General features: G+C 67.9%; 21 protein-coding genes and 1 tRNA gene. 17 read left to right on the top strand and 5 right to left on the bottom strand.

Going from position 1 to position 23915, the window contains the following annotated elements:
- Positions 1–170: 170 nt before the first annotated feature.
- A complete protein-coding gene (locus ML539_RS12910; RefSeq protein ID WP_243324452.1) occupies positions 171–1901 on the bottom strand; it encodes an NAD-dependent malic enzyme in 1731 nt (576 codons plus the stop codon).
- A gap of 119 nt (positions 1902–2020) precedes the next feature.
- Complete coding sequence (locus ML539_RS12905; protein ID WP_243324451.1) at positions 2021–4015, bottom strand: thioredoxin domain-containing protein; 1995 nt, start codon at positions 4013–4015, stop codon at positions 2021–2023.
- 103 nt (positions 4016–4118) lie between these two features.
- Here ML539_RS12905 and ffh point away from each other — a divergent pair, with 103 nt between their 5' ends.
- The 6 genes from ffh to ML539_RS12875 are packed head-to-tail and all read left to right on the top strand — an operon-like array spanning position 4119 to position 8637.
- Positions 4119–5477: a signal recognition particle protein gene (ffh, locus tag ML539_RS12900; protein WP_243324449.1), complete on the top strand. Its 1359-nt coding sequence runs from the start codon at positions 4119–4121 to the stop codon at positions 5475–5477.
- A gap of 60 nt (positions 5478–5537) precedes the next feature.
- Positions 5538–6974 carry a hypothetical protein gene (locus ML539_RS12895; protein ID WP_243324447.1) on the top strand — a complete coding sequence of 479 codons (1437 nt, stop codon included), beginning with the start codon at positions 5538–5540 and terminating at the stop codon, positions 6972–6974.
- Between the two features lie 57 nt (positions 6975–7031).
- The gene (rpsP, locus tag ML539_RS12890; RefSeq protein ID WP_243324446.1) at positions 7032–7274 is read left to right on the top strand and encodes a 30S ribosomal protein S16; all 243 of its coding nucleotides are present in this window, start codon (positions 7032–7034) and stop codon (positions 7272–7274) included.
- A gap of 60 nt (positions 7275–7334) precedes the next feature.
- A complete protein-coding gene (locus ML539_RS12885) occupies positions 7335–7589 on the top strand; it encodes a KH domain-containing protein (RefSeq protein WP_243324443.1) in 255 nt (84 codons plus the stop codon).
- On the top strand, positions 7590–8135 hold the full coding sequence (locus tag ML539_RS12880) for a hypothetical protein (RefSeq protein WP_243324442.1): 546 nt from the start codon (positions 7590–7592) through the stop codon (positions 8133–8135).
- A 16-nt stretch (positions 8136–8151) separates the two neighbouring features.
- Positions 8152–8637: a DUF4442 domain-containing protein gene (locus ML539_RS12875; RefSeq protein WP_243324440.1), complete on the top strand. Its 486-nt coding sequence runs from the start codon at positions 8152–8154 to the stop codon at positions 8635–8637.
- Here ML539_RS12875 and ML539_RS12870 read toward each other — a convergent pair.
- Genes ML539_RS12870 through ML539_RS12860 form a run of 3 tightly spaced genes read right to left on the bottom strand, consistent with a single transcriptional unit; the run spans position 8634 to position 11601 of the window.
- Positions 8634–9242 carry a MarC family protein gene (locus ML539_RS12870; protein WP_243324438.1) on the bottom strand — a complete coding sequence of 203 codons (609 nt, stop codon included), beginning with the start codon at positions 9240–9242 and terminating at the stop codon, positions 8634–8636. The two genes, ML539_RS12875 and ML539_RS12870, sit on opposite strands and share 4 nt — an antisense overlap.
- A gap of 3 nt (positions 9243–9245) precedes the next feature.
- Positions 9246–11018 carry a signal peptide peptidase SppA gene (gene sppA, locus ML539_RS12865; RefSeq protein ID WP_243324437.1) on the bottom strand — a complete coding sequence of 591 codons (1773 nt, stop codon included), beginning with the start codon at positions 11016–11018 and terminating at the stop codon, positions 9246–9248.
- Between the two features lie 37 nt (positions 11019–11055).
- The gene (locus ML539_RS12860; protein ID WP_243324436.1) at positions 11056–11601 is read right to left on the bottom strand and encodes an NADPH-dependent FMN reductase; all 546 of its coding nucleotides are present in this window, start codon (positions 11599–11601) and stop codon (positions 11056–11058) included.
- A 93-nt stretch (positions 11602–11694) separates the two neighbouring features.
- Between ML539_RS12860 and ML539_RS12855 the strand changes: the two genes are divergently transcribed.
- The 11 genes from ML539_RS12855 (at position 11695) to ML539_RS12805 (ending at position 23901) form a co-directional block, all read left to right on the top strand.
- A complete protein-coding gene (locus ML539_RS12855; RefSeq protein ID WP_279341653.1) occupies positions 11695–12102 on the top strand; it encodes a BrxA/BrxB family bacilliredoxin in 408 nt (135 codons plus the stop codon).
- 52 nt (positions 12103–12154) lie between these two features.
- Complete coding sequence (locus ML539_RS12850; RefSeq protein ID WP_243324433.1) at positions 12155–13273, top strand: CoA transferase; 1119 nt, start codon at positions 12155–12157, stop codon at positions 13271–13273.
- Entirely contained in the window at positions 13270–13677 is a 408-nt protein-coding gene (locus tag ML539_RS12845; protein WP_243324431.1) for a DciA family protein, read from the top strand. Before ML539_RS12850 ends, ML539_RS12845 begins: the two co-directional genes overlap by 4 nt.
- Before the next feature lie 48 nt (positions 13678–13725).
- A tRNA-Pro gene (locus tag ML539_RS12840) sits at positions 13726–13802 on the top strand.
- A gap of 590 nt (positions 13803–14392) precedes the next feature.
- A complete protein-coding gene (cutA, locus tag ML539_RS12835; protein WP_243288678.1) occupies positions 14393–14719 on the top strand; it encodes a divalent-cation tolerance protein CutA in 327 nt (108 codons plus the stop codon).
- Positions 14720–14750: 31 nt separating this feature from the next.
- A complete protein-coding gene (gene glpX, locus ML539_RS12830) occupies positions 14751–15731 on the top strand; it encodes a class II fructose-bisphosphatase (RefSeq protein WP_243324430.1) in 981 nt (326 codons plus the stop codon).
- 15 nt (positions 15732–15746) lie between these two features.
- A complete protein-coding gene (locus ML539_RS12825) occupies positions 15747–16208 on the top strand; it encodes a DUF4442 domain-containing protein (protein ID WP_243324428.1) in 462 nt (153 codons plus the stop codon).
- Positions 16209–16240: 32 nt separating this feature from the next.
- A complete protein-coding gene (locus ML539_RS12820) occupies positions 16241–18265 on the top strand; it encodes a M13 family metallopeptidase (protein WP_243324426.1) in 2025 nt (674 codons plus the stop codon).
- Positions 18266–18314: 49 nt separating this feature from the next.
- Positions 18315–20321: a M13 family metallopeptidase gene (locus tag ML539_RS12815; protein WP_243324424.1), complete on the top strand. Its 2007-nt coding sequence runs from the start codon at positions 18315–18317 to the stop codon at positions 20319–20321.
- Between the two features lie 35 nt (positions 20322–20356).
- A complete protein-coding gene (locus tag ML539_RS12810) occupies positions 20357–22006 on the top strand; it encodes a C69 family dipeptidase (protein ID WP_243324423.1) in 1650 nt (549 codons plus the stop codon).
- A 116-nt stretch (positions 22007–22122) separates the two neighbouring features.
- Positions 22123–23901 carry a M1 family metallopeptidase gene (locus ML539_RS12805; protein ID WP_243324421.1) on the top strand — a complete coding sequence of 593 codons (1779 nt, stop codon included), beginning with the start codon at positions 22123–22125 and terminating at the stop codon, positions 23899–23901.
- Positions 23902–23915: the final 14 nt, after the last annotated feature.

Below are 23915 nucleotides of genomic sequence, written 5' to 3'. Positions count from 1 at the left end.
CAACAAAAGGGCACCCCGAAGGGTGCCCAATATGTCTCGGCCACTAGGATCGCGGGCCGGAAGGGGCTGGCGTGAACGGTCGCCCCGTGGGAGGAAAGAGAAACTCTTCCCGACTCACAGGCTAGGCCGGCCTCCACCCCTCTCAAGGGGAAAAACTGTCCTGGCAGCCATCAGTCGATCAGGCCCGGCGCGCCGGCCCGGTAGGTGGTGTAGTGCGGCTCCCACTGGGCCTTGGTGACGATGGACTCCAACTGGTCGTCGTCGAGCAGACGGCCGAGGCCGGCATTCCTGGCCTCGATGCCCACGGCCTTGGCCACGGCGGCGGAGACCTGGCGGATGTCCTTCATCTCCGGCAGCAGCAGGCCGGTGGCTTCCTGCTCCGGCGTCACGAAGGTGCTGATGGCCTTGCTGGCCGCCAGGAACATGCTGTCGGTGATCCGGGTGGCCTTGCAGACCAGGGCGCCGAGGCCCACGCCCGGGAAGATGTACATGTTGTTGCACTGGGAGGCCTGGAGCGTGCGGCCCTTCCATTCCACTGGCGCGAAGGGGCTGCCGGTGGCCACCAGGCCCTTGCCGTCCGTGGCCTTCCAGACCGCCTCGGGCGAGCACTCGCACTTGTGGGTGGGGTTCGAGAGCGCCAGCACGATGGGCCGTTCGGAATGCTTCGCGGTCTCCGCCAGGATGGCGTCGTCGAAGAGGTTCGGCTGGGCGGTGACGCCGATGAGCACCGTGGGATGCGCATTGCGCACCACATCCTGGAGACCGATGCGGGAAGGATCATCCAGCTTCCAGCCCTCCACCGAGGAGCGGCACTGCGCCAGCGGCATCTGGGGTTCTTCCAGCAGGGGATCGCCTTCGATGAGCAGGCCCTGCATGTCCACGGCGAAGATGCGCTTGCGGGCTTCCGCGTCGGAGAGGCCTTCCGCCTTCAGCGCGGCGCGGATGTTCATGGCGATGCCGGTGCCGGCCTGGCCCATGCCCACGATGACGTAGCGCTCATCCTGGAAGCGGCTCTTCTTGATGCGCATGGCGGTCATCAGCGCCGCCAGGGCCGTCGAGCCCGTGCCCTGGATGTCGTCGTTGAAGGAGAGGATGCGCTCGCGGTAGCGATCGAGGTTCTTGAAGGCCGTGTGCTTGGCGAAGTCCTCCCACTGGAGCAGGGCGCCGGGGAAGTTGCGCTTCACGCCGAGAACGAACTTCTCGACCAGTTCTTCGTACTCTGCGCCCCGGAGCCGGGGTTTGCGGATGCCCAGGTAGAGGGGATCTTCCAGCAGCCGGGGATTGTTGGTGCCCACGTCCAACGTGACGGGCAGGCAGACCCCCGGGTGGACGCCGCCGGCGGCCACATAGAGGCTCACCTTGCCCACGGGAATGCCCATGCCGTCCGAGCCCAGGTCTCCCAGGCCCAGGATGCGCTCCCCATCCGTCACCACGATGAGGTTCACCTGCGGCTGGGAGAGGCCGTGGAAGATCTGGTCGATGTTTCCGATGTTCTCGGGCGTGATGTAGATGCCCCGGTAGCGCCGCTGAATGTGGCTCAGCTGGAGGCACGCCTGGCCCACTGTGGGCGTATAGACGATGGGCACCATCTCATCCAGGTGGTCCACCAGGAGGCGGTAGAAGAGGACCTCATTCCGGTCCAGGAGGCCCGACAGGTAGATGTACTTCTCCAGGTCGTCAGATTTGCGCAGGAACGCCTCGTAGGTGCGGTCCAGCTGGGATTCCAGGGTGGAGATGCCGGGCCGCAGCATGCCGTCCAGGCCCAACCCCAGGCGCTCTTCCTTGGTGAACGCCGACGCCTTGTTCAGATGCGGATTGTTCAGCAGCTGCCGGCCCCGGACATAGACCTCGTAATATTCCTCGCCCGTCAGCGGGTCGATCTTCAGCGTGAAGGTCTTCATGGCAGCCCCTATGTCACATGGTCGCGCGAACGCGCCGGCATTCCGTGGATGCTCACGCGAATGATCACCCCAGTGTAGCCAATCTACCCCAGGGCAACGGGTCACATCCGGAAGGCCGGTCAGCGGAGAAGCGAAGCCAATTCCACCGACGATGTCACGGGCCGGGCGCAAGTGCGGCCGCGGCAGACGAAGGCGAAGGGGCCCTCCTTCGAGGCGGCGCGTTCCTCATGCAGGGGGAGGAGCTGATCCTCCGAGACAGACAGGACCCGCCCGGGCAGGTGGCGGCGGTGGACCTCCGCCAGCATGGCCTGCACCGCGGAGCTGCGCGGGTTGCCGGAGATGGCCACCTCCACCGGCTCGCGCAAGGCCAGGTCGAACACGCCGAGCATCCCCAGGAAGGCCCGGGGCGCCCGCCGCATCCAGGGGGCGAAGCAGCGGAGCGCGCCCTCGGCGGCCAACCGGAAGTCCTCCCGCTGGAGGTGGCGGGACAACCGCAGCAGGGCCCGCGCCGCCAGCGTGTTGCCGCCGGGGATGGCGTTGTCGAATCCTGGTTTCAGGCGGAAGAGGAGGTCCGGCTGATCTGCCTCCGTGCTGAAGAAGCCGCCGTCGGCCTGATCCTGGAACCGTGCCAGCAGCCCCTCGGCCAGCGATTCCGCCCAGCGCAGCCAGGCGGGATCGAAACCCGCTTCGTAGAGGTCCACCAGTCCTTCCACCACGGCGGCGCTGTCCTCCAGGAACCCCGGCGTGTGGGCCTTCCCCTGCCGCCAGACGCGCAGCAGGTGTCCGTCCCGCCAGAGTTCCCGGCGCAGGAAGCTGGCGCAGTCCCGGGCGGCTTCGAGGTAGCGGGCCTCGCCCAGCACCTGGAAGCCCCGGGCCAAGGCGGAGAGCGCGAGGCCGTTCCATGACGCCAGCACCTTGTCGTCCTTGCCCGGGTGCACACGGCGGTCGCGCCATTGCCGCAGGCGCGCTCGCAGCCTTCGATCGTCTTCGTCTGGAAGGGAAGCTTCCCGAGGACAGGAAAAGCGGTGAACCACGCTCTTCCCGTGCTCGAAATTCCCGCCATCGGTGACACCGAAGGCCGCGCAGAAGCGCGGGCCATCCACCTCGCCCAGGGCTTCGCGGACTTCGGCGGGCGTGAAGACGTAGAACTTCCCCTCCTCGCCCTCGCTGTCCGCGTCCTCGCTGGAGTGGAAGCCCCCAGCGGGATTGCAGAGCTCCCGGAGCATGTAGTCCAGCGTCTCCCGCGCCACCTGGCCGTAGCGGGTCTCTCCCGTGGCCTGGAAGGCCGCCAGGTAGGCGCAGACCAGCTGGGCGTTGTCGTAGAGCATCTTCTCGAAGTGGGGCACCAGCCACTGGCCGTCCACGCTGTAGCGGGCGAAGCCGCCGCCCAGGTGGTCGTACATGCCGCCCTCCCACATGGCGTCCAGGGTGCGCAGAGCCATGGCCCGATCCTCCGCCGTGCCCCGGGCCAGGATCAGTTCCACGGCCATGGACTGGGGGAACTTGGGCGCCGGGCCGAAGCCTCCCCACCGGGGATCGAACGCGGCCCGCAGCTGGGCCAGGGCCCCGTCGAGCGCCGCCTCATCCGGAAGCGCGGCGCCCGCCTCCACCGCCGCCTGCCGCCGCAGCTCCGTCGCCAGTCGGCCGGCCTGCCCCACCACGCCTGCCCGGTCTTCCCGCCACACCTCGGCGATGCGCCGCAGCAGGGGGGCGAAACCCGGCATGCCGCCCCGGGGTTCTGGCGGGAAGTAGGTGCCCCCGTAGAAGGGCTCCAGGTCCGGCGTGAGCCACACGCTCATGGGCCAGCCGCCCCGGCCGGTCATCGCCTGCACGGCGTCCATGTAGAGGTCGTCCAGGTCCGGCCGTTCCTCCCGGTCCACCTTGATGCTCACGAAGTGGGTGTTGAGCACCTCGGCCACGGCCGGGTTCTCGAAGCTCTCCCGCTCCATGACGTGGCACCAGTGGCAGGCGCTGTAGCCGATGCTGAGGAAGATGGGCTTCTCTTCAGTCCGGGCCTTGGCCAGGGCCTCCTCCCCCCAAGGGAACCAGTCCACGGGGTTGTGGGCGTGCTGGAGCAGGTAGGGGCTGAGGCTTCCAGCGAGATGATTGGACATATCCGGCTCCCCCGGACCGGATTATGCCCGAGGATGCCTTTCGCGACAGGGAAATGCCCGCCCACACCGGTAGAATGGAATTTTCGTGCCGTCCCGGAGCCCCATGTTCGACAGCCTCACCCAGAAACTCAGCCAGGCCATGAAGGCCCTCCGGGGCCAGTCGAAGCTGACGGAAGCCAACCTCGAAGCCGTGCTGCGCGAAGTGCGCATGGCCCTCCTGGAGGCGGACGTCCACGTGAGCGTGGCCCGCACCTTCCTCCAGCGCGTGAAGGAGAAGGCCCTCGGCGCCGAGGTGATGCAGGGGTTGAATCCCGCCCAGGCCTTCATCGACATCGTCCACCGCGAGCTGGTGGAGATCATGGGTGGCCAGGCCCCCGAGCACCCCATCGCCTTCGCCTCGAAGCCGCCGACGGTGGTGATGATGGTGGGCCTGCAGGGCGCCGGCAAGACCACCACCTGCGGCAAGCTGGCGGTGTTCCTCAAGAAGCTGGGCCGCTCGCCCCTGCTGGTGCCCGCAGACGTCTACCGCCCCGCCGCCATCGAGCAGCTGCACGTGGTGGCCAAGGACGCCGGCGTGCCCTCCTTCCGCACCGACGAGAAGGATCCGGTGGCCATCTGCGCCGCGGCCCTGGCCGAGGCGAAGCTCAAGGGCTGGGACACGGTCATCCTCGACACCGCGGGCCGCCTGCACCTCGATGAAGCCCTCATGGAGGAGCTGGTCCGCATCAAGGGCTCGGTCTCTCCGGACGAGATCCTCTTCGTGGCCGACGCCATGACGGGCCAAGACGCGGTCCGCAGCGCCACGGCCTTCCACGAGAAGCTGGGCATCACGGGCGTGGTGCTCACCAAGACCGACGGGGACACCCGCGGCGGCGCGGCCTTCAGCATCAAGCAGGCCACGGGCCAGCCCCTGAAGTTCGTGGGCGAGGGGGAGAAGCTGGAGGACTTCCAGCGCTTCCACCCGGACCGCATGGCCCAGCGCATCCTGGGCATGGGCGATGTTCTCAGCCTCATCGAGCACGCCAAGGACAAGATCGACGAGAAGGAAGCCGAGGTCATGGCCAAGCGCCTGGCCAAGAACCAGTTCACCCTGGAGGACATGCGCAAGCAGTTCCAGCAGGTGCAGAAGCTGGGCTCCATGAACAAGATCCTGGGCATGCTGCCGGGCCTGGGGCAGATGAAGGACCAGCTCGCTCAGGTGGCCACGGACAAGCGCATCAAGCACCTGGAGGCCATCATCAACTCCATGACGCCCGCCGAGCGCGCCAACCACAACCTGCTGGACGGCAAGCGCAAGCGCCGCATCGCAGCCGGTTGCGGCCGCCCCGTGAGCGAGATCAACCAGCTCATCAAGCAGTACGTGGAAACGAAGAAGATGATGGGCCAGATGAACGATCCCAAGTTCATGGCCCGCATGCAGCGCATGGCGAAAATGGGTGGCGGCCCCAACCTGCCTTTCTAGCGAGGACCCTTGGTGCTTCCCCGTCCCCTGACATCCGCCAGAACCTGGATGGCCTTCGGGGTGCTCCTGGCAGTCGGGCTGACCGGGGCGTGGTTGTGGCGGTCCAGCGCCCACTCCGCGACAGCGCGGCGGGTGCTCATCATCAGCGCCGAACCTTCGCAGCAGACCGAGGTGAACCTGGGCCTCGAGACCTTGATCTCGGATCACTTCGAAGTGCTGGCGGGGATCACGGTCACCCACGCCGCGACCCTCCCCGCCCCGGGGGATCTGCGGAAACTCCCGTCCGATCTCGCCCTGTTCCGGTTCCACGGACGCCGGGACGGCCAGCGGCTGGCCCTGACCACCCAGTGGACCACCCCTGCGGAGCTGCTGGCGGGCCGCCCCTGGCGCCGGGACGCCCAGCCCCCCATGGATCCGGCCAAGGCCATGGACACCTGGGTGGCGCGGTGGCCCCTGGATCGACGCCACCGCTTCCGGGCTGACCTCTACCCCCGGGATCCTGGGCGGTTCTGGCAGCTCCTGCGGGCCATGGCCATCCGGGACGACCGGGAAGCCACGAACCAGCTGCCCGCCACCCAGGCCCTGGCCGAGGCCGAGCCCATGTGCGCCACCGCCTGGACCACGCTGGGGGATCACCTCTACCGCAGCCTGTGGGTGGATCCCGCCGAGGCCGGCATCGGCCTCAATTCCCGCACCCACCGGGCGTTCCAGCGCGCCGTGGAGCTGGTGCCGGGCCACCCCAGGGCCACGTTCCTCTGGTCCCTGATGCTCACGGACACGGGAAACCAGGATGTGGCCCTGCGCGTCCTCGACGAGGCCATGCGCCTGCGCCCGGAGGTTCCCGACCTCTTCCTCGGCCTCACCTACGCCGGCCGCACCTCGGGCCTGCTGGCCGGAGCCCGGTCGGCCATGATCCGACGGCAGGGGCTCCTCGCCCCCCTGTCCCCCGCCTCCTCCTGGACCGTCGAGACCACCAACCTCTACATCGGCGACTGGTCCGGCTTCGAGCAGGACGTGCAGCAGGCGCGGAACCTGCGTGAGGACTCAGGCGTCCTGTTCTACATGGGATACCTGGCCCTGCTGAAAGGCGACCGCAAGACGGCCCTCGGGCGCATGAAGGACGCCGAGACGGCGGGGGGCTTCAGCCCCTTCCAGGACCTCGCCCGGGTCTACCGCGCCTTGCTGGAGGGGCGGACCACGGACGGCCTGGCCGAGCTCCGGCGGATCGACGATGTCCGAGGGAAGCTCCGCATTCCGGACGGGGAACTGACCTTCAAGCATGCGGAAGCCTATTCGCTCCTCGGCGATTCGGATCGGGCCGTGGATTGCGCCACGCGGGCCTTCGTCCAGGGATTCAGCTGCGCCCGTTGGTATGAATCCTCGCCATTCCTCGAGAAGATGCGGACCCACCCCCGCTGGCCGACCCTCCGGCGAAATGTCCGGGAGCGCCAGGCCGTCATGGAAGGTAGCTTCCCGCCCTCGAGCTTCGAGCCCTGAATTAGCGCTTGGGAACGGGTGAATTCCGCGATACACTCTCCTGCTCAGGGAGTGCCCATGCTTTCGATCCGACTTGCTCGCAATGGTGCCAAGAAGCGCCCGTTCTACCACATCGTCGTCTCCGAGAATGACCGCATCCCCACCGGCCGCGCCGTGGAGGTGCTGGGCTTCGTGAACCCCATCGCCGGCGCCGGCGAAGAGGTCCGCATCGACGCCGAGAAGGCCAAGTCCTGGCTCCAGAAGGGCGCCCAGCCCTCCAAGACCGTCCTTGATCTGTTCAAGAAGAACCAGATCATCTAGCCGGTTTCCGTTCCCCGAAAGCCGGGCCAGGGTCCGGCTTTCTTTGTTCGTGGAGCGCCCATGAATCCCGAAGCCTTCCTGCGCGATGTGCTGACCCCCCTGCTGGACCATCCGGAGGCCCTCCGGGTCGAGGTCAGCGGCGAGGGCAAGAAGCGTGATGTGCTGGTCTTCGCAGACCCCAGGGACCGCGGGCGCATCATCGGCAAGCACGGGCGCATGATCTCGGCGCTTCGCACCCTCTGCAAGGTCGCCGGGGAGAAGGCGGACCTGGTGGTGAACCTCGAGCTGGACGACGAGGACGAACGGGAGGCCTAGATGCTTCTTGCGGGCCACCTCGCCAAGGTCCAGGGGCTCAAGGGCGAGTTCCTCTTCCATGCCGTCATGGACGAGCCCGAGCGGCTGGACGGCATGGCTGGGCTGGTGCTGGCTCCGCCTCAGATGGACCTTGAGCATGGCGAGACGGCCGCCCCGGCCCGACCCGTGAAGCTGCGAGGCTTCCGGTGGCACCAGGACAGGCCCTGCCTGGCCTTCACCGAGGTGCCCGACCGCACGGCGGCCGAGGCGCTGAAGGGCTGGGCCCTGTGGATGCCCGAATCGGCGGCGGTGCTGGAGGAGGGCGAAAGCTTCCGGCACCAGTGGATCGGCTGCGACGTCTTCATCGGCGGGCGCAAGGTGGGCGAGGTGCTCCGCCTGGACCCCGGGCCCGCGGGCTACGACATGGTGGTCATGCGGGACTTGCGGCCCAGCCGCACGGGCCAGCGCGACATCCCCTACATCAAGGCCTGGTGGACGCTCGACTTCGCGAACCGGCACCTGGACCTGGATCCTCCCGAGGGTCTGCTGGACGTGAACCAGGTCTGAGCCCGAGAATTGGAGGATGTCCCCCCGATTCGAACGCCTCAAACAGACCTTCGGAATGCGCCTGTTCGGCTGGCTGAAGATCCCCCTCCTGGCATCCGTGCGCCCCAGCGTCGTCGAGCTGACGGATGCCCGCTGCGTGGTGCGGATCCCGCTCCGGCGCTGGACGAAGAACCACCTGGGCTCCATGTATTTCGGCGCCCTCGCCATCGGGGCGGACTGCGCCGGGGGCCTGCTGGCCATGGACCAGATCAAGCGGTCCGGCCAGGAGGTGTCCCTGGTCTTCAAGGCCTTCCAGGCCACCTTCCTCAAGCGTCCCGAATCCAACGTCTATTTCATCTGCGACGAAGGCGCGGCCATCCGCGACCAGGTGCGCCGCGCCCTGGCCTCCGAGGGGCGCATCACCGAACCGATGCACATCCAGGCCGCGGTGAAGCTGCCGGACGGCACCTTCGAGCCCGTGGCGGAGTTCACGCTGGAGCTGAGCCTGAAACGGAAAGCCTAGACGGCCCGAAGCTGCAGCACGAACTTCTGGATGCCCGCCAGCAGCATCTCGATGGCCATGGCCGTCAGCACCAGGCCCATGAGCCGCTCGAAGGCCTGGGTGACCTTCTCGCCCAGGAACGCGGCGATCCTCTCCGCAAAGCCGAGCACCACCGCCGAGATGGCCATGGCCACGGACAGGGCGCCCAGCCATTCCCAGAGCCGGTGGGGCTCGCGGCTCACCAGCAGCAGCACCGTGGCGATGGCCGAGGGGCCGGCGATGAAAGGGATGGCCAGAGGGACGAGGAAGGGCTCTCCGTGGACCGGGAGGTCCGCCGGGGCCTCCGCGTGGGGGAACACCATCTTCAGGGCGATGAGGAAGAGGATCACGCCACCCGCGATGCCCAGTGAGGTGTCCGTCAGGTGCATGAGCCGCAGCACCTTCTGCCCGAAGAGCGCGAAGAAGAGCAGGATGGCGAAGGCGAACAGCACCTCGCGGATGATGATCCGCTGGCGCCGGGCCGGATCCACCTGGCGCAGCAGCCCGATGAAGACCGGGATGTTGCCCAGGGGATCGGTCACCAGCACCAGCAGGACGATGGCCGAGACGAAAGAGGAGGAGTCCACGAGCTATTTCAGCTCGAGTTCGAAGGGCAGCCTGGCGTAGACGCCCTGCGGATCGTTCAGCGAGGTCAGGAGGTCCAGCTGGTGGCGGAACGAATCCACCAGCCCATCCACCGGGCCGGGCTTGGCGAGCTTCCTGGGCTTGCCGCCCAGGTTCTTCAGGATCTCCCGGAGGGTGTCCGGTTCCCGCTCGGGCCCCACGACCTGGTAGTCGTCACCCGCCTTGATCCGGCCCGCCGCGTACTTCACCGCCGCATCCAGGCCGCCGACCTCGTCCACCAGGCCAAGCTTCACGGCTTCCTGCCCGGACCACACGCGGCCCTGGGCGATCTCGTGGACCGCCTCCTTCTTCATCTTGCGGCTGTCGGCCACCTTGGCCACGAACTGCTCGTAGATGCGGTCCACCAGGCCCTGGATGCGCGCCAGCTCCAGCTCGTTCTTGGGCCGGGCCAGGGTCATGGGGTTGGCCAGCTTGGCCGTCTGCACGCTGTCCCAGGTGATGCCATGGTCGTTGGCCAGCTTCTTCACGTTGGGCAGCAGGCCGAAGACGCCGATGGAGCCCGTGATGGTGCTGGGCTCGGCGAAGATGCGATCGCCGTAGGTGCTGATCCAGTAGCCGCCGGAGGCCGCCAGGTGGCCCATGGAGACCACCAGGGGCTTCACCTTCTTGGTGAGGATGACCTCCCGCTGGATGAGCTCGGACGCCGCCGCGCTGCCGCCGGGGCTGTTCACGCGGAGGACCACCGCCTTGATGCGGTCGTCCAGGCGCAGCTTGCGCAGTTCGCGGCTGAGGCGCTCGCCGCCCATCTGGTTGGCCTTGCCTTCGCCATCCACGATCTCGCCTTCGGCCACGACCACGGCGATGCGGGTCCTGCTGGTCTTCGCTTCCCCGGGGATGCCCGCATAGGTGGCCAGGGCGATCTGGGGGAAGTCCTTGTCCTTGGGCTGCTTCCCGGCCAGCTTCTTCAGCTCGTCCAGCACCTCGTCGTAGGGGGCGAGGCGGTCCACCAGGCCCAGCTTCTTGGCTTCATCGGCCTCCACGAGCCCCTTCTCGTCGGCGATGAGCTGGAGGTCGTCGGCGGTCTTCTTGCGATCCTTCGCCACCGTGGTCTTCCACTCGCTCCAGATGTCCTCCAGCAGCTTCTTCACCTGCTCGCGGTTGGGTTCGCTCATGCGGTCGGTGATGAAGGGCTCCACCGCGCTCTTGTACTTGCCAACACGGGTGACCTGCACCTCCACGCCGTACTTCTTGAAGGCCTCGCCGAAGAACATGGGCTCGCTGGCCAGGCCGTTCACTTCCATCTCGCCGAAGGGGTTGATGAACACCGTGCTGGCACCCGCGGCGAGGTAGTAGTCCCGCTTGCTCCAGCCCTGGTTGTAGGCCAGCACGGGCTTCTTCGCCTTGAAGCGCTGGATCGCCTCCCGCAGCTCGCGGAGCTGGGCGGGTCCCGCCCCCTGGAGGTTGCCCGTGAGGAACAGCGCCGTGATGCGGCTGTCGGCGGCGGCCCTGTCCAGGGCCTCGATGGCCGCAGGCAGCGACTGGGCATGTCCTCCCCCGCCGCCCAGGGCCTCACTGAGCGCCTCGCTGGGCTCGGGCTCGCGATCCGCGTCGGACAAGCTGGTGTCCAGGTCGAACACCAGCACGGCCTTGCTGGGCACCACGGGCTTCCCGGATGAGCCGATGGCCGCCAGGACTCCGAGGAACATGACGAAGGCCAGCGCGCCGGCCACCATCAGGGCCAGCAGGGCGGCGAAGAAAGTCTTGAAGAAATCCTTCATGGCGGCTCCGGAGAGGACGCTTCAGGATCGCACGAACTCACTCGGGGTGAAGCCGGGCCGCCAGGGCCAGAAACCCCGCCAGCGTCTTCGAGTCGGAGGCGGCGGTGCGGGGATCGGTCGGGGCGCCGCGCTCGTCGAGCTGCTGGTCCGCATGTGGAACCGTGATCGCGCCCGGAAAGGCCAGCGCACCCATGTTCGCGAGGGTCGCCCGCCACGCCACCAGGCCGCGGGCCCCGCCGAAGGCGCCCGGACTCGCGGCGCACAGCAGCACCGGCAAGCCCTGCCAGGGACTGGGGGCCATGGTGCTGAGCCAGTCCACGGCGTTCTTCAGGTGGCCCGGGATGCCCGAGTTGTACTCCGGCGACACGATCACCAGGCCCTGGGCCTTCCCGAGCCTCCCGTGCAGTTCCTGGAGATCCTCTGTCGGCGCCTCACCTTCTTCGTAGAGCGGCAGGCGGAGCGCAGACCCGGCGAAGCTGGACACCTCGTGGCCGCGGGTTTCCAGGTCAGCCGCCAGGTGCCTCAGAAACCGGGTGTTCAGGGATGCAGGGCGCAGGCTTCCACCCAGCAGGACCAGTCGCATGGGACCTCCGGAAATGTGATCTGGATCAATCTTGACTCGATAGGTAAACTTTTAGAACCCCTGGAGGCTGTGGTGTCGAACTACCCGGAATATATGGTCGCCCCGATGCGCGAGGAACTGGTGCAGGCGGGCTTCCGCCAGCTTCTGACGCCGGCGCAGGTCGACGAGGCCCTGCAGCAGCCCGGCACGACCCTCCTGCTGGTGAACAGCGTCTGCGGCTGCGCGGCGGCTGGGGCGCGGCCGGGCGTGACCGAGGCCCTCCGCGCCCAGGGCCTGCGCTTCGATCACCTGGTCACGGTCTTCGCCGGCATGGAGAAGGAAGCCACGGCCCAGGCCCGCGAGTACTTCGAGGGCGCCATGCCCACCAGCCCCCAGGCCGCCATCTTCAAGGACGGGCAGCTGGTCCACCTCATGCAGCGCCAGGATTTCCTGGGCCACGAGCCAGGGGACATCGCGGCCTCGCTGGTCGCGGCCTACCGCCGCACCGTGGCCGCCAGCTGATCCCTCGCGGGCGCACGAAGCACATGAAGTAGGCTGGGTAGCGGAGAACCCGATGCCCAAGCCCTTGTCCCACATCAGGATCGTGGATCTGTCCTGCGTGCTCGCAGGCCCCTTCTCGACCCAGCTGCTGGCGGATTTCGGGGCCGAGGTCCAGAAGCTGGAGCCCCCGGACGGGGATCCTTCGCGAGGCTGGGGACCGCCCTTCGAGCAGGGCGAATCCGGCGAGAGCGCCTACTTCCGCTGCGGCAACCGCGGCAAGCGCAGCCGGACCATCGACCTCCACGCGGAGGACGACAGGTCCTATCTCTTCGAGCTGCTGAAGGACGCGGACGTGCTGGTGGAGAACTTCCGCGCCGATTCCGCGGATCGCCTGGGGCTGGGCTGGAAGCGGCTCCACGCCAGGTTCCCCAAGCTCATCCTGGCCTCCGTCCGCGGGTTCGCCTCGGATGTCACGGCCTCCCGCCGGGCCGGGTACGACTTCATCATCCAGGCCGAGAGCGGGTGGATGGCCATCACCGGCGAGCCGGAGGGCCGCCCCATGAAGGTGGGCGTGGCCCTGGTGGACGTGCTGGCGGGCCTCTACTGCGCCAACGGCATCCAGGCGGCCCTCCTCCACCGCGAGCGCACCGGCGAGGCCCTCCACATCGAGGTGCCCCTCATGGAGGCGGCCCTGGCAGGCCTGGTGAACGTCGGGGCCGGTGCCCTCATGACCGGCAAGACCCCGCAGCGCTGGGGCAACGCCCACCCCCAGATCGTGCCCTACCAGACCTTCCGATGCTCCGATGGCGACGTGGCCATTGCCGTGGGCAGCGACCGCCAGTTCGAGGTGCTGGCCATGTGGCTGGGCCTGGACCTGGACGCACGGCCCGAGTGGCGGCAGAACCGGGGCCGCGTGAAGGACCGGGAGGCGCTGGTGGCCCTCATCGAGGCCCGCACGCTGGCCAGCACCGTGGACCGGGTGCTGGCCTTCTGCGAACCCAACGCCATCCCCGCCAGCCGCATCCGGACTGTGGACGAGGTGCTGTTCCGCCAGGGCGGCGAGCTCCACAACCTGCTCCAGCCCCTGTTCGAAACCGAGACCAACGCCATGATCCCCACCCTGGCCTCGCCCGTGCTCCTCAACGGCGAGCGGGCCTGCGCCCCCCTGCCCCCGCCGCGCTGGAAGCCATGAACGCCAACCGCCGCCGCGCCCCCCGCCTGGTGCCCCTGGGCGCCCGCCAGCCCGATCAGAAGGCCCTGGCGCGCCTGCGCGCCGCCTGGGTCTTCGTGGTGGGCCCCGTCCTGGCGGAACGCACCCGCCCGCTTCGCGTGGAGCACAATGTGCTCGTGATGGGCTGCTGGGAACTGACCCGGATCGGTACCCTGCGCGACGCCGCCACCGCCGTGTGGCCCCAGATCCGCGACCGCATCCAGCGGGCCCTGAACCTCAGCCTGACCGGTCTCCAGATCACTCCCTGCGACCCGCCCGTGGAAACCCCTGCCCAGCCGGAAGACCCCGATCCCCTCCGCCGTGCCCTGCGCCTCCTCGAAGACCGCCGCCGGGAGCGCATCCGCCTCGGCCTGGAATCCGAGTAGTCCCGGGCTGGACGGCCCCGCCCGTTTCCAGTAGAGTCAAACCTTCGTCGGGGCGTGGCTCAGCCTGGTAGAGCGCTCGGTTCGGGACCGAGAGGTCGGAGGTTCGAATCCTCTCGCCCCGACCAATGAGAAGGGGGCCTGCGGGCCCCCTTCTCATTGGTCGGGAAAAGACAATGATTCGAACCTCCGAGTGGGACCGCCCGAGGCGTGCCTAGATGGCACGCCGAAGCGGAACCGGCGGCTGGCGCAGCCAGGCGCGGTTCGAATCCGGGGCTCGGGTGCGTCGAAACCTCGGAAGGGTAAGCGGCCCACCTCCGAGTGGGATTTCGGAGGCGCGACTAAATGTCGCGCCGGAGAAAGACCGGCACACGGCGAAGCCGGGTGCGTTCGAATCCGCGTCCTGGTGGGTCGGCGCCGAATACGGAGACTGGCCGACCTCCAAACTAGACCCACGGCTGGCACAGCCAGACGCGGTTCGAATCCGAAGTCCGGGTGAGCCGAATCGTCAGAAGGGTAAGCGGCCCACCTCCCCGTGAGCCATTCCGCAGCCTCCCCAACCGATGGTCCCCCAACGGATATCGCTCCCGACCTCCGCACCACCGTGGTCAGACCACGCAGGTGCCGTCGCGATCCACCTCCGAGCTTCGTGATCAACGGCGCCCCTGCCGGCACGATACAATGGCGGGTTCCGCCCGCCGGGCGGGGAGTCCACCCGATGAGCGACGCCTGCACCATCATGACCACCTGCGGCAGCGAGGAGACAGCTCTGACCATTGCCGCGGCCCTGGTGGATCAGGCCTATGCCGCCTGCGTGAACATCGTCCCCAGCATCAAGAGCTACTACTACTTCAAGGGCGAAACCCACCTCGACGAAGAGGTGATGCTCATCATCAAGACCACCCGGGAATTCTTCCCCCAGGTGTCGGAAGTGATCTCGGACCTCCACACCTACGAAGTCCCGGAGATCCTGATGTTTCCCGTGGAAGCCGGGTCCGAGGGCTTCCTCGACTGGATCCATCAGAGCGTGAACCGGCTCGCCTGAGCCCATCCGACCCGCCCATCCGGAGCCCCCCATGGAACAGACCCTGTCCCTCGAATTCCTGCGCGTGGTCGAACAGGCCGCCATCGCCTGCGCTTCCTCCGTCGGCCACGGCCGGCGGAAGTACAGCGACCAGCTGGCAGTGGAGGCCATGCGCCACGCCATGGAGACCGTCCGCATGGACGGCACCATCGTCATCGGCGAGGGCGAGCGGGACGAGGCCCCCATGCTCTTCATCGGCGAGAAGGTGGGGATGGGGGCGGACATGGACGGGGACCACCCGGCGGTGGACATCGCCGTGGATCCCCTGGAAGGCACGAACCTCTGCGCCACCGGCGCCCCCAACGCCATCGCCGTGCTGGCGGCCACGGAGAAGGGCGGCCTGCTGCACGCCCCGGACCTCTACATGGAGAAGCTGGTCGTGGGGCCCGCCGCCAAGGGCAAGGTGAGCCTCAACGCCCCCGTGCAGGAGAACCTGGAGATCATCGCGAAGTCCCTGGACCGCAAGGTCGAGGAGATCACCGTCACGGTGCTCGACCGGGAGCGCCACGTCCAGCTCATCGCCGACATCCGCAAGGCCGGGGCCCGCATCCAGCTCATCGGCGATGGCGACCTCAGCGCCGCCATCAGCGCCGCCGTCAGCGGCACGGGCATCCACGCGGTCATGGGCACCGGTGGGGCGCCCGAAGGCGTGCTCTCCGCCGCCGCCCTCAAGTGCCTCAACGGCGAGATCCAGGGCCGCCTCAAGGTGGACACCAACACCGCCAGCCGCGAGAAGGCCGAGGCCATGGGCGTGGATTTCAACCGAATCTACTTCACAGACGACCTCTGCCCGGGCAAGCAGATCGTGTTCGCCGCCTGCGGCGTCACCCACGGGAACCTCCTGAAGGGCGTGCTCCACTTCGGCCATGGCGTCCGCACCCAGAGCCTGGTGCTCACCTACCAGGACCGGAAGGTGCACTTCATCGACACCGTGCACATGAAGGAAGGCGAGAAGGTCACGGTCCGCTTCTAGCCTTCCCGGAATCTCTTGCGCGAATCCCTCCGCACCCGCCTCTTCCGCTGGGTATTCAACTTCTGGCCCTGCTACCGGGGCACAGGGGCTCGGGTGACCTTCATCGCCTCGGACTGGTCCCAAGTCCGCGTGCGCCTGCCCCTCTCCTGGCGGACCCGGAACTACGTGGGCACCATCTTCGGCGGCAGCCTCTACGCCGGGGCGGATCCCATCTACATGCTCATGCTGATCCACCGGCTCGGGCCGGACTACGTGGTGTGGGACAAGGCCGCCTCCATTCGCTTCCGCAAGCCGGGCCGGAGCCTCCTGTCCGCCACCTTCCGGATCGACGAGGAGGAGCTGGCGGAGATCCGCCGCCTCCTCCAGGACCAGCCCAAGGTGGACCGCACCTATCCCGTGGAATGGCGGGACACCGACGGTGCCATCCATGCCGAACTGCAGAAAGTGGTGCATATATCACTTCGGAATTCTTCCTGATAGGCTTTTACCCTCAACTTACGAGGTTATTCATGGCTTCCTCTCTGCGCGCCTCCCTTGGCCTCTGCCTGGGCCTTGCGGCCCTCTCCCTGGTGGCCCAGCCCAAGCCCGGCGTCGATCCCGCCAACCTGGACACCACCGTGAAGCCCTGCGACGACTTCTACCGGTTCGCCAACGGCGGCTGGCTCAAGTCCCACAGCCTGCCGGCGGACAAGTCCCGCTACGGCGCCATGGAGGAACTGAGCGAGCGAAACCGGGCCATCCTCCAGAAGATCCTCAACGAGACCAGCGCGAAGACCACCTGGGCCAAGGGCAGTGTCCAGCAGAAGGTGGGCGATTTCTACGCTTCCGGCATGAACGAGGGCGCCATCGAGACGCGCGGCCTGGCGCCCATGAAGCCCATCTTCGCCACCATCGAGGGCCTCAAGGACACGAAGCACCTCCCGGCCCTCTTGGCGAAGCTGCACAGCCAGGGTCTGCCCGGCGGCTTCGGCTTCTACGTGCGGCAGGACGCAAAGGCGTCCACCCATTACCTGGGCTACCTGGGCCAGGGCGGCACGGGCCTGCCCGACCGCGACTACTACCTGAAGGACGACACCCGCAGCCGGGACATCCGCGCCAAGTACGAGGCCCACATCGCCAAGATGCTGGAGCTGGCGGGCGACGCGCCGGACCTCGCCCGGGTCCGCGCCAAGGTGGTGCTGGATCTGGAGACCCGCCTGGCCCAGGCCCAGTGGACCCGCGTGGAGCTGCGGAACCCCCAGAAGACGTACAACAAGCGGACCCTCGACCAGCTGGCGACTGAAGCTCCCGGCTTCGACTGGAAGGCCTACTTCGCGGCCCGCGGCGTCAAGCTGGCTGACCTGAACCTCAGCCAGCCCTCCTTCTTCCAGGCCTTCGGCAAGCTGGCCTCGGACGTGCCCGCGCCCCAGTGGCGCACCTACCTGCGCTGGCACGCCCTCAGCGCCACCGCCAGCCTGCTGCCCAAGGCCTTCGGCGAGGAGGCTTTCGCCTTCCGCGGCAAGGTCCTGAACGGCACGCCCGAGCAGGAGCCCCGCGCCAAGCGCATCGAGGCCATGACGGACGGCACCCTGGGCGAGGCCCTGGGCCAGCTCTACGTGAAGGTGGCGTTCCCCCCCGAATCCAAGAAGAAGGTCCTGGAGCTGGTGGAGAACCTCCGCGTCGCCTTGCGCGAGCGCATCGCGAACCTGGACTGGATGAGTCCCGAAACCAAGCAGCAGGCCCTCACGAAGCTCAACGCCTTCGGCGTGAAGATCGGCTATCCCGACAAGTGGAAGACCTATGCCTTCGACGTGAAGCGCGACGACTTCTTCGGCAACGTGCGCCGCGCCGCCGCCTTCCGGGTCCACGAGAACCTGGCCAAGCTCGGCAAACCCATCGACCGCACCGAGTGGGGCATGACGCCCCCCACCGTGAACGCCTACTACAGCCCCACCATGAACGAGATCGTGTTCCCCGCAGGCATCCTCCAGCCGCCCTTCTTCGACGCCAAGGCAGACGATGCCGTGAACTACGGCGCCCTGGGCTACGTCATCGGACACGAGATGACCCATGGCTTCGACGACAGCGGCAGCCAGTTCGACGCGGAAGGCAACCTCAAGAACTGGTGGACCGAGGCGGACAAGAAGGCCTACCAGTCCCGCACCGACCTGGTGGTGAAGCAGTACGACGCCTACGAGCCCATCAAGGGCGAGCACGTCAACGGCAAGCTCACCCTGGGCGAGAACATCGCCGACATCGGCGGCCTGAAGATCGCCTTCGCGGCCTACCAGAACAGCCTCAAGGGCAAGCCCGCCCCGGCGCCCATCGACGGCTTCACGGGCCCCCAGCGCTTCTTCCTGGGCGCCGCGGCCGTGTGGCGCAACCACATCCGCGAGGCGGCCCTCTCCGTGCGCCTCAAGACCGATCCCCACAGCCCCGGCCGTGAGCGCGTCATCGGCCCCCTGTCCAACCTGCCGGAGTTCTACGACGCCTTCTCCTGCACCGACGGCCAGCCCATGAAGCGGGACGTCAAGGTGCGGCCGGCCATCTGGTGATCCCTGCTCCGGAAGGCTGCGCCTTCCGGAGATGAAAAAGGAAAACGACTTGAAGACTCGATCCGCATGCCTCGTCCTGGCGCTGATGGCGCCGCTCTCCGCCCAGGTGGCCTACAAGGGCTTCAACCCGGCGAACCTCGACCCCACCGTGAAGCCCTGCCAGGACTTCTTCCAGTACGCCGTGGGCGGATGGGCCAAGCACACGGCCATCCCCGCCGAATACGAGCGCTACGGCGTGGACCAGGAGATCGACACCCGGACCCACCAGATCCTGCGGGAGATCATGGAATCCGCGGCGGCCGCCAAGGCCGCCCCGGGTTCCGAGACCCGGAAGGTCGGGGACTTCTACGCCAGCGGCATGGACGAGGCGGGCATCGAGGCTGCGGGGCTCAAGCCCCTCGCTCCGCTGTTCGCGCGCATCGACGGCGTGAAGGACTCGGCCTCCCTGGTGGCCGTGCTGGCGGACCTCCACCGGCTGGGCGCCTTCGCCGGCTTCTATGTCGGTGTCGAGCAGGATGACAAGGAGAGCAGCCGCTATTCCATGGTGCTGGCCCAGGGCGGCCTCGGTCTTCCGGACCGGGACTACTACCTGAAGAACGATCCCAAGTCGAAGGAGCTCCTTGCCGCCTACCGCGCCCATGTCGCGAAGATGATGACCATGGCCGGCTTCCAGGCCGGGGATGCCGACCGCATCCTCGACCTGGAGACGCGCCTCGCCAAGGCCAGCATGACCCGGGTGGAACAGCGGGATCCCAACACCGTCTACCACGCCATGACGCCCGCCCAGCTCAAGGCCGCCGCGCCCGGTTTCCCCACGGAGCTCTACCTGAAGGGCCTGGCAGTCCCCGCCCCGGACCGCTTCGTGGTGCGCCAGCCCGCCTTCATGGCCGAGCTTGGCCGCATGATCCAGGAGGTTCCCGCCGACCAGTGGCGCACGTACCTGCGCTGGACGCTTCTCAACGATGCCGCCTCGGGCCTGCCCAAGGCCTTCGAGCAGGCATCCTTCGCCTTCTACGGCACGAAGCTGCAGGGCACCACCGCCCAGCATCCCCGCTGGAAGCGCGTGATGTTCGCCGCCGACCGCGGCCTGGGCGAAGCCCTCGGCAAGCTCTACGTCCAGCGCGCCTTCCCCGCCAGCAGCAAGGCCAAGGTGCTGGAGATGGTGGAGAACCTCCGCACGGCGCTGAAGGCCCGCATCGACGGCCTTGCCTGGATGAGCGGCCCCACCAAGGCCAAGGCCCGCCAGAAGCTGGCGGCCATGCGGGTGAAGATCGGCTATCCGGATGTCTGGCGCGACTACACTCAGCTCGAGGTCAAGCGGCAGCCGTACGTGCTCAACCTCCTGGAGGCCCGCCGCTTCGAGTTCCAGCGGCGCCTGGCGAAGCTCGGCGGTCCCATCGACCGCAACGAGTGGAGCATGACGCCCCAGACCAACAACGCCTACTACAGCCCCACCATGAACGAGATCGTGTTCCCCGCTGGCATCCTCCAGCCCCCCTACTTCGACGCCACGGCCGATGACGCCGTGAACTACGGGAACATCGGCGCCACCATCGGCCACGAGATGACCCACGGCTTCGACGACGAGGGCCGCCAGTTCGACGCCGACGGCAACCTCAAGAGCTGGTGGACCCCCGCAGACGAAAAGGCCTACAACGAGCGCGCCGAGCTGGTGGTGAAGCAGTTCGACGCCTTCGAGCCCCTGCCCGGCCTCCATCTGAACGGAAAGCTCACGCTGGGCGAGAACATCGCCGACCTGGGCGGGCTCAAGCTCGCGTGGGACGCATGGAAATTGAGCCAGAAGGGCAAGCCCCCGGTTGGAAAGATCGAGGGTTTCACTCCCGGACAGCGGTTCTTCCTGGGCTACGCCGAGACCTGGCGCACCCTCACCCGCGAGGAAGCCACCCGCCTCCGAGCCGTCACCGATCCCCACAGCCCGGCGAAGTTCCGCGTGAACGGCCCGCTCTCCAACCTGCCGGAGTTCTACGAGGCCTTCGGCTGCCAGGATGGCGACCCCATGAAGCGGCCCGAGAAGGACCGGCCGGCCATCTGGTAGCATCGCCCTTTCGCCCCGATTTCAAAAGGATCTCCATGCGCATCCGCCCCCTCGTCCTCCTCGCCACCCTCCTGACCGCCGGCGCGGCCCTGGACGCCTGCACCAACCTGCTCGTGACCAAGGGCGCGACCAAGGATGGGTCGACGATGATCACCTATGCCGCCGACAGCCACACGCTCTACGGCGAGCTCTACTTCAAGCCCGGCGGGAAGCACAGTCCCGGCGAGGTGCGTGTGATCCGGGAGTGGGACAGCGGCTTCACCTTCGATACAGGCAAGGTGCTGGGCAGCATCCCCGAAGCCCCCGTGACCTACACCCGCGTCGGCAACATGAACGAGCACCAGGTCACCATCGCGGAGACCACCTTCGGCGGGCGCAAGGAACTGCAGGTCCCCAGCGGCATCATCGACTACGGCAGCCTCATCTACATCGGGCTGGAGCGCGCGAAGACCGCCCGCGAGGCCATCCAGGTGATGACCAGCCTGGCCGAGGAGTACGGCTACGCCTCCGAGGGCGAGAGCTTCTCCATCGCGGATCCCAACGAAGTCTGGATCCTCGAGATGATCGGCAAGGGCAAGGGCCAGACGGGCGCCCTGTGGGTGGCCTACCACCTTCCGGACGGCACCATCAGCGCCCACGCCAACCAGTCCCGCATCCGCCAGTTCCCCCTGAACGATCCCAGCACCGCCATCTACAGCAAGGACCTCATCCCCTTCGCCCGCGAGAAGGGCTACTTCAAGGGGGCGGACAAGGACTTCAGCTTCGCCGACACCTACGCGCCCCTCACCTTCGGGGCCCTGCGCGCCTGCGAGGCCCGCGTGTGGAGCCTGTTCCGCCGCGCCGCGCCCAGCCAGAACCTCTCCATCGACTACGTGAAGGCCGTGAAGGGCGCCAAGCCCATGCCACTCTTCATCAAGCCCGACCAGAAGCTGGGCGTGCATGACGTCATGCAGCTCATGCGCGACCACTTCGAGGGCACCGAGTTCGACATGACCAAGGATGTGGGCGCCGGACCCTACAAGCTGCCCTACCGCTGGCGGCCCATGACCTGGAAGGTGGACGGCCAGGAGTACCTCCACGAGCGCGCCATCAGCACCCAGCAGACCGGCTTCTCCTTCGTGAGCCAGGCCCGCGGCTGGATGCCCGGCCCCGTGGGCGGTGTGCTGTGGTTCGGCGTGGACGACACCTACACCACGGTCTACCAGCCCATCTCCTGCGGCATCACCGCCCCGCCCAAGGCCTTCGCCATCGGCACGGGCAACTTCGATTCCTTCAGCTGGGACAGCGCGTTCTGGACCTTCAACTTCGTCAGCAACTACACCTACACCCGCTGGAGCGACATGATCGTCGATATCCAGAAGGTGCAGCAGGAGCTCGAAGGCCGCTACCTGGCCGACCAGGCCGAGGTGGACCGCAAGGCCCTGGAACTCTACAAGCAGGATCCCGCCCAGGCCCAGGCCTACCTCACCCAGCGCGCCGCCAACCAGTCCGAGGAGCTCATGGGCCGGTGGAAGAAGCTGGGCGAATCCCTCATCTGGAAGTACCTGGACGGCAACGTCCGCAACGGGAAGGGCGAGGTCACCCACCCCAAGGCCCCCGAGGATTGGCTGCGCTGCATCGTCAAGGACCACGGCGACGTCATCAAGATGCGGAAGGTGGAGGGATTGGCTCCAGACGAGGAGTGATCCCCGGCTGAAACCCTTCGGTTTTTGGATAGGAGGCCCCGCTCGCGGGGCCTTCCTAGTTGTGATGTCTGCCGTTCAGGGCCCTGTGGGATGATGGCGGGTTCCCCGAGGTTTTCATGCACCGCCCTGATCCGCATTCGTACTACGATTCCGTCCAGCCCCGGGCCCGGCGGCTGCGCCTGAAGCTCGGCGTGGACTTCGCCGCGAAACGCATCGACGGCGAGGTGGCCCTGGAATTCGGGGAGGCGGTGTCAGGCGTCCTGGACCTGGACACCAAGGGACTGGAGATCCTCGGCGCGCAGGTCCCGGGCCAGGGCCCCATCCCCTGGGAACTGGGCGAGGCCGATTCCGTCCTGGGCCGTCGCCTGCGGGTGACCATGCCCGACGGCACCCGCGAAGTGACGGTTCGCTACCGGACCGCCCCGGACGCCATGGCCCTCCAGTGGCTGGATCCGCAGCAGACTGAGGGCAAGGTGGCGCCCTACCTCTTCAGCCAGTGCCAGCAGATCCACGCCCGCACCATGGTGCCCTGCCAGGACACGCCCATCGCCCGGGTGTCGTACCAGGCCGAGGTCACCGTGCCCGAAGGCCTCACCGCCGTGATGTCCGCGGGCCCGGACGGCGACGAGGCCACCGGCGACGGGCGCCACACCTTCCGCTTCACCATGCCCCAGCCCATCCCCACCTACCTTCTGGCCCTGGCCGTGGGGCGCCTGGAATCCCGGGACCTGAGCCCCCGCAGCCGCGTGTGGGCCGAGCCCGAAACCGTGGCCTCCGCCGCCTGGGAGTTCGCGGGCGTGGAGGAGATGATCGTCAAGGCGGAGGGCCTGTTCGGGCCCTACCCCTGGGACCGTTACGACATGCTCGTGCTGCCGCCTTCCTTCCCCTACGGCGGCATGGAGAACCCGCGCATGACCTTCCTCACGCCCACCCTGCTGGCGGGGGACCGCAGCCTGGTGGACGTGGTGGCCCATGAGCTGGCCCACAGCTGGACCGGCAACCTCGTCACCAACGCCAGCATGGAGCACTTCTGGCTGAACGAGGGCTTCACCGTCTGGGCCGAGCGCAAGATCCTGCGCACCCTCCACGGCGACGACGCCGCGGCCCTGGGCTGGGCCACGGGCCAGAAAGCCCTGGAGGATAGCCTGGAGCGCTTCAAGAAGGAGCCCCACCTCACGGTGCTGCGCATGCACCTGGAGGGCATCGATCCCGACGACGCCTTCTCGAGCATCCCCTACGAGAAGGGCGCCCGCCTCGTGGCCGCCCTGGAGGCGCATGTGGGCGAGGACCGCTTCGGCCGCTTCCTCCGCGACTACATGGACGCCTTCCGCTTCACCTCCATCACCACCGAACAGTTCTGCGCCTTCGTCGAGGAGCAGCTGCCCGGCGCCCTGGCGGCCGTGAACGCCAAGGCCTACCTGGATGAGCCCGGGATGCCGGCCACGGCCCCCCAGTTCCACAGCGCCCAGCTGGACGGCCTCACGGCCCTGGCCGAGGGCTGGGCTGGAGGCCAGCGCCCCACGGAGGCCCAGATCGCCGCCTGGACGCCCGCCGAGCTGCTGGTCTACCTCCAGAAGCTGCCCCGCCAGCTCACGCAGGCCGACTGCGCCTGGTTGGACGCGCACTTCAAGCTGATGGGCCGCGGCAACCACGAGATCCTCGTGGAGTGGCTCACCCTGGCCGCCGCCGCCGACTACGAGCCTGCCTTCCCCCGCATCCGCGAGGTGCTGGGCCGCGTGGGCCGGATGAAGTACCTCCGCCCCCTCTACGGCGCCCTGGGACAGCATGCCCGCACCCGCGCCGTGGCCCGCGAGATCTTCGCCGCCGCCAGCCCCGGCTACCACGGCCTGTCGCGCCGCGTGGTCCAGTCTGTCCTCGAGTCCTACCCCGCCTAGCGTCCAGGAGCCTC

Origin of the sequence: Geothrix sp. SG200, from assembly GCF_022808935.1 — a bacterium.
In the GTDB taxonomy this organism is placed as follows: Bacteria; Acidobacteriota; Holophagae; order Holophagales; family Holophagaceae; genus Geothrix; species Geothrix alkalitolerans.
The sequence above is the reverse complement of the archived record's forward strand: the minus strand, read 5'-3'. Positions and strand labels throughout refer to the sequence as shown.

What these genes read in the sequence shown, in the direction of transcription:
- ML539_RS12910 (WP_243324452.1), bottom strand. Translation starts at nt 1,901, where the DNA reads ATGAAGACCTTCACGCTGAAGATCGACCCGCTGACGGGCGAGGAATAT.
- ML539_RS12905 (WP_243324451.1), bottom strand. Translation starts at nt 4,015, where the DNA reads ATGTCCAATCATCTCGCTGGAAGCCTCAGCCCCTACCTGCTCCAGCAC.
- ffh (WP_243324449.1), top strand. Translation starts at nt 4,119, where the DNA reads ATGTTCGACAGCCTCACCCAGAAACTCAGCCAGGCCATGAAGGCCCTC.
- rpsP (WP_243324446.1), top strand. Translation starts at nt 7,032, where the DNA reads ATGCTTTCGATCCGACTTGCTCGCAATGGTGCCAAGAAGCGCCCGTTC.
- ML539_RS12885 (WP_243324443.1), top strand. Translation starts at nt 7,335, where the DNA reads ATGAATCCCGAAGCCTTCCTGCGCGATGTGCTGACCCCCCTGCTGGAC.
- ML539_RS12880 (WP_243324442.1), top strand. Translation starts at nt 7,590, where the DNA reads ATGCTTCTTGCGGGCCACCTCGCCAAGGTCCAGGGGCTCAAGGGCGAG.
- ML539_RS12875 (WP_243324440.1), top strand. Translation starts at nt 8,152, where the DNA reads ATGTCCCCCCGATTCGAACGCCTCAAACAGACCTTCGGAATGCGCCTG.
- sppA (WP_243324437.1), bottom strand. Translation starts at nt 11,018, where the DNA reads ATGAAGGATTTCTTCAAGACTTTCTTCGCCGCCCTGCTGGCCCTGATG.
- ML539_RS12860 (WP_243324436.1), bottom strand. Translation starts at nt 11,601, where the DNA reads ATGCGACTGGTCCTGCTGGGTGGAAGCCTGCGCCCTGCATCCCTGAAC.
- ML539_RS12855 (WP_279341653.1), top strand. Translation starts at nt 11,695, where the DNA reads ATGGTCGCCCCGATGCGCGAGGAACTGGTGCAGGCGGGCTTCCGCCAG.
- ML539_RS12850 (WP_243324433.1), top strand. Translation starts at nt 12,155, where the DNA reads ATGCCCAAGCCCTTGTCCCACATCAGGATCGTGGATCTGTCCTGCGTG.
- ML539_RS12845 (WP_243324431.1), top strand. Translation starts at nt 13,270, where the DNA reads ATGAACGCCAACCGCCGCCGCGCCCCCCGCCTGGTGCCCCTGGGCGCC.
- cutA (WP_243288678.1), top strand. Translation starts at nt 14,393, where the DNA reads ATGAGCGACGCCTGCACCATCATGACCACCTGCGGCAGCGAGGAGACA.
- glpX (WP_243324430.1), top strand. Translation starts at nt 14,751, where the DNA reads ATGGAACAGACCCTGTCCCTCGAATTCCTGCGCGTGGTCGAACAGGCC.
- ML539_RS12820 (WP_243324426.1), top strand. Translation starts at nt 16,241, where the DNA reads ATGGCTTCCTCTCTGCGCGCCTCCCTTGGCCTCTGCCTGGGCCTTGCG.
- ML539_RS12810 (WP_243324423.1), top strand. Translation starts at nt 20,357, where the DNA reads ATGCGCATCCGCCCCCTCGTCCTCCTCGCCACCCTCCTGACCGCCGGC.
- ML539_RS12805 (WP_243324421.1), top strand. Translation starts at nt 22,123, where the DNA reads ATGCACCGCCCTGATCCGCATTCGTACTACGATTCCGTCCAGCCCCGG.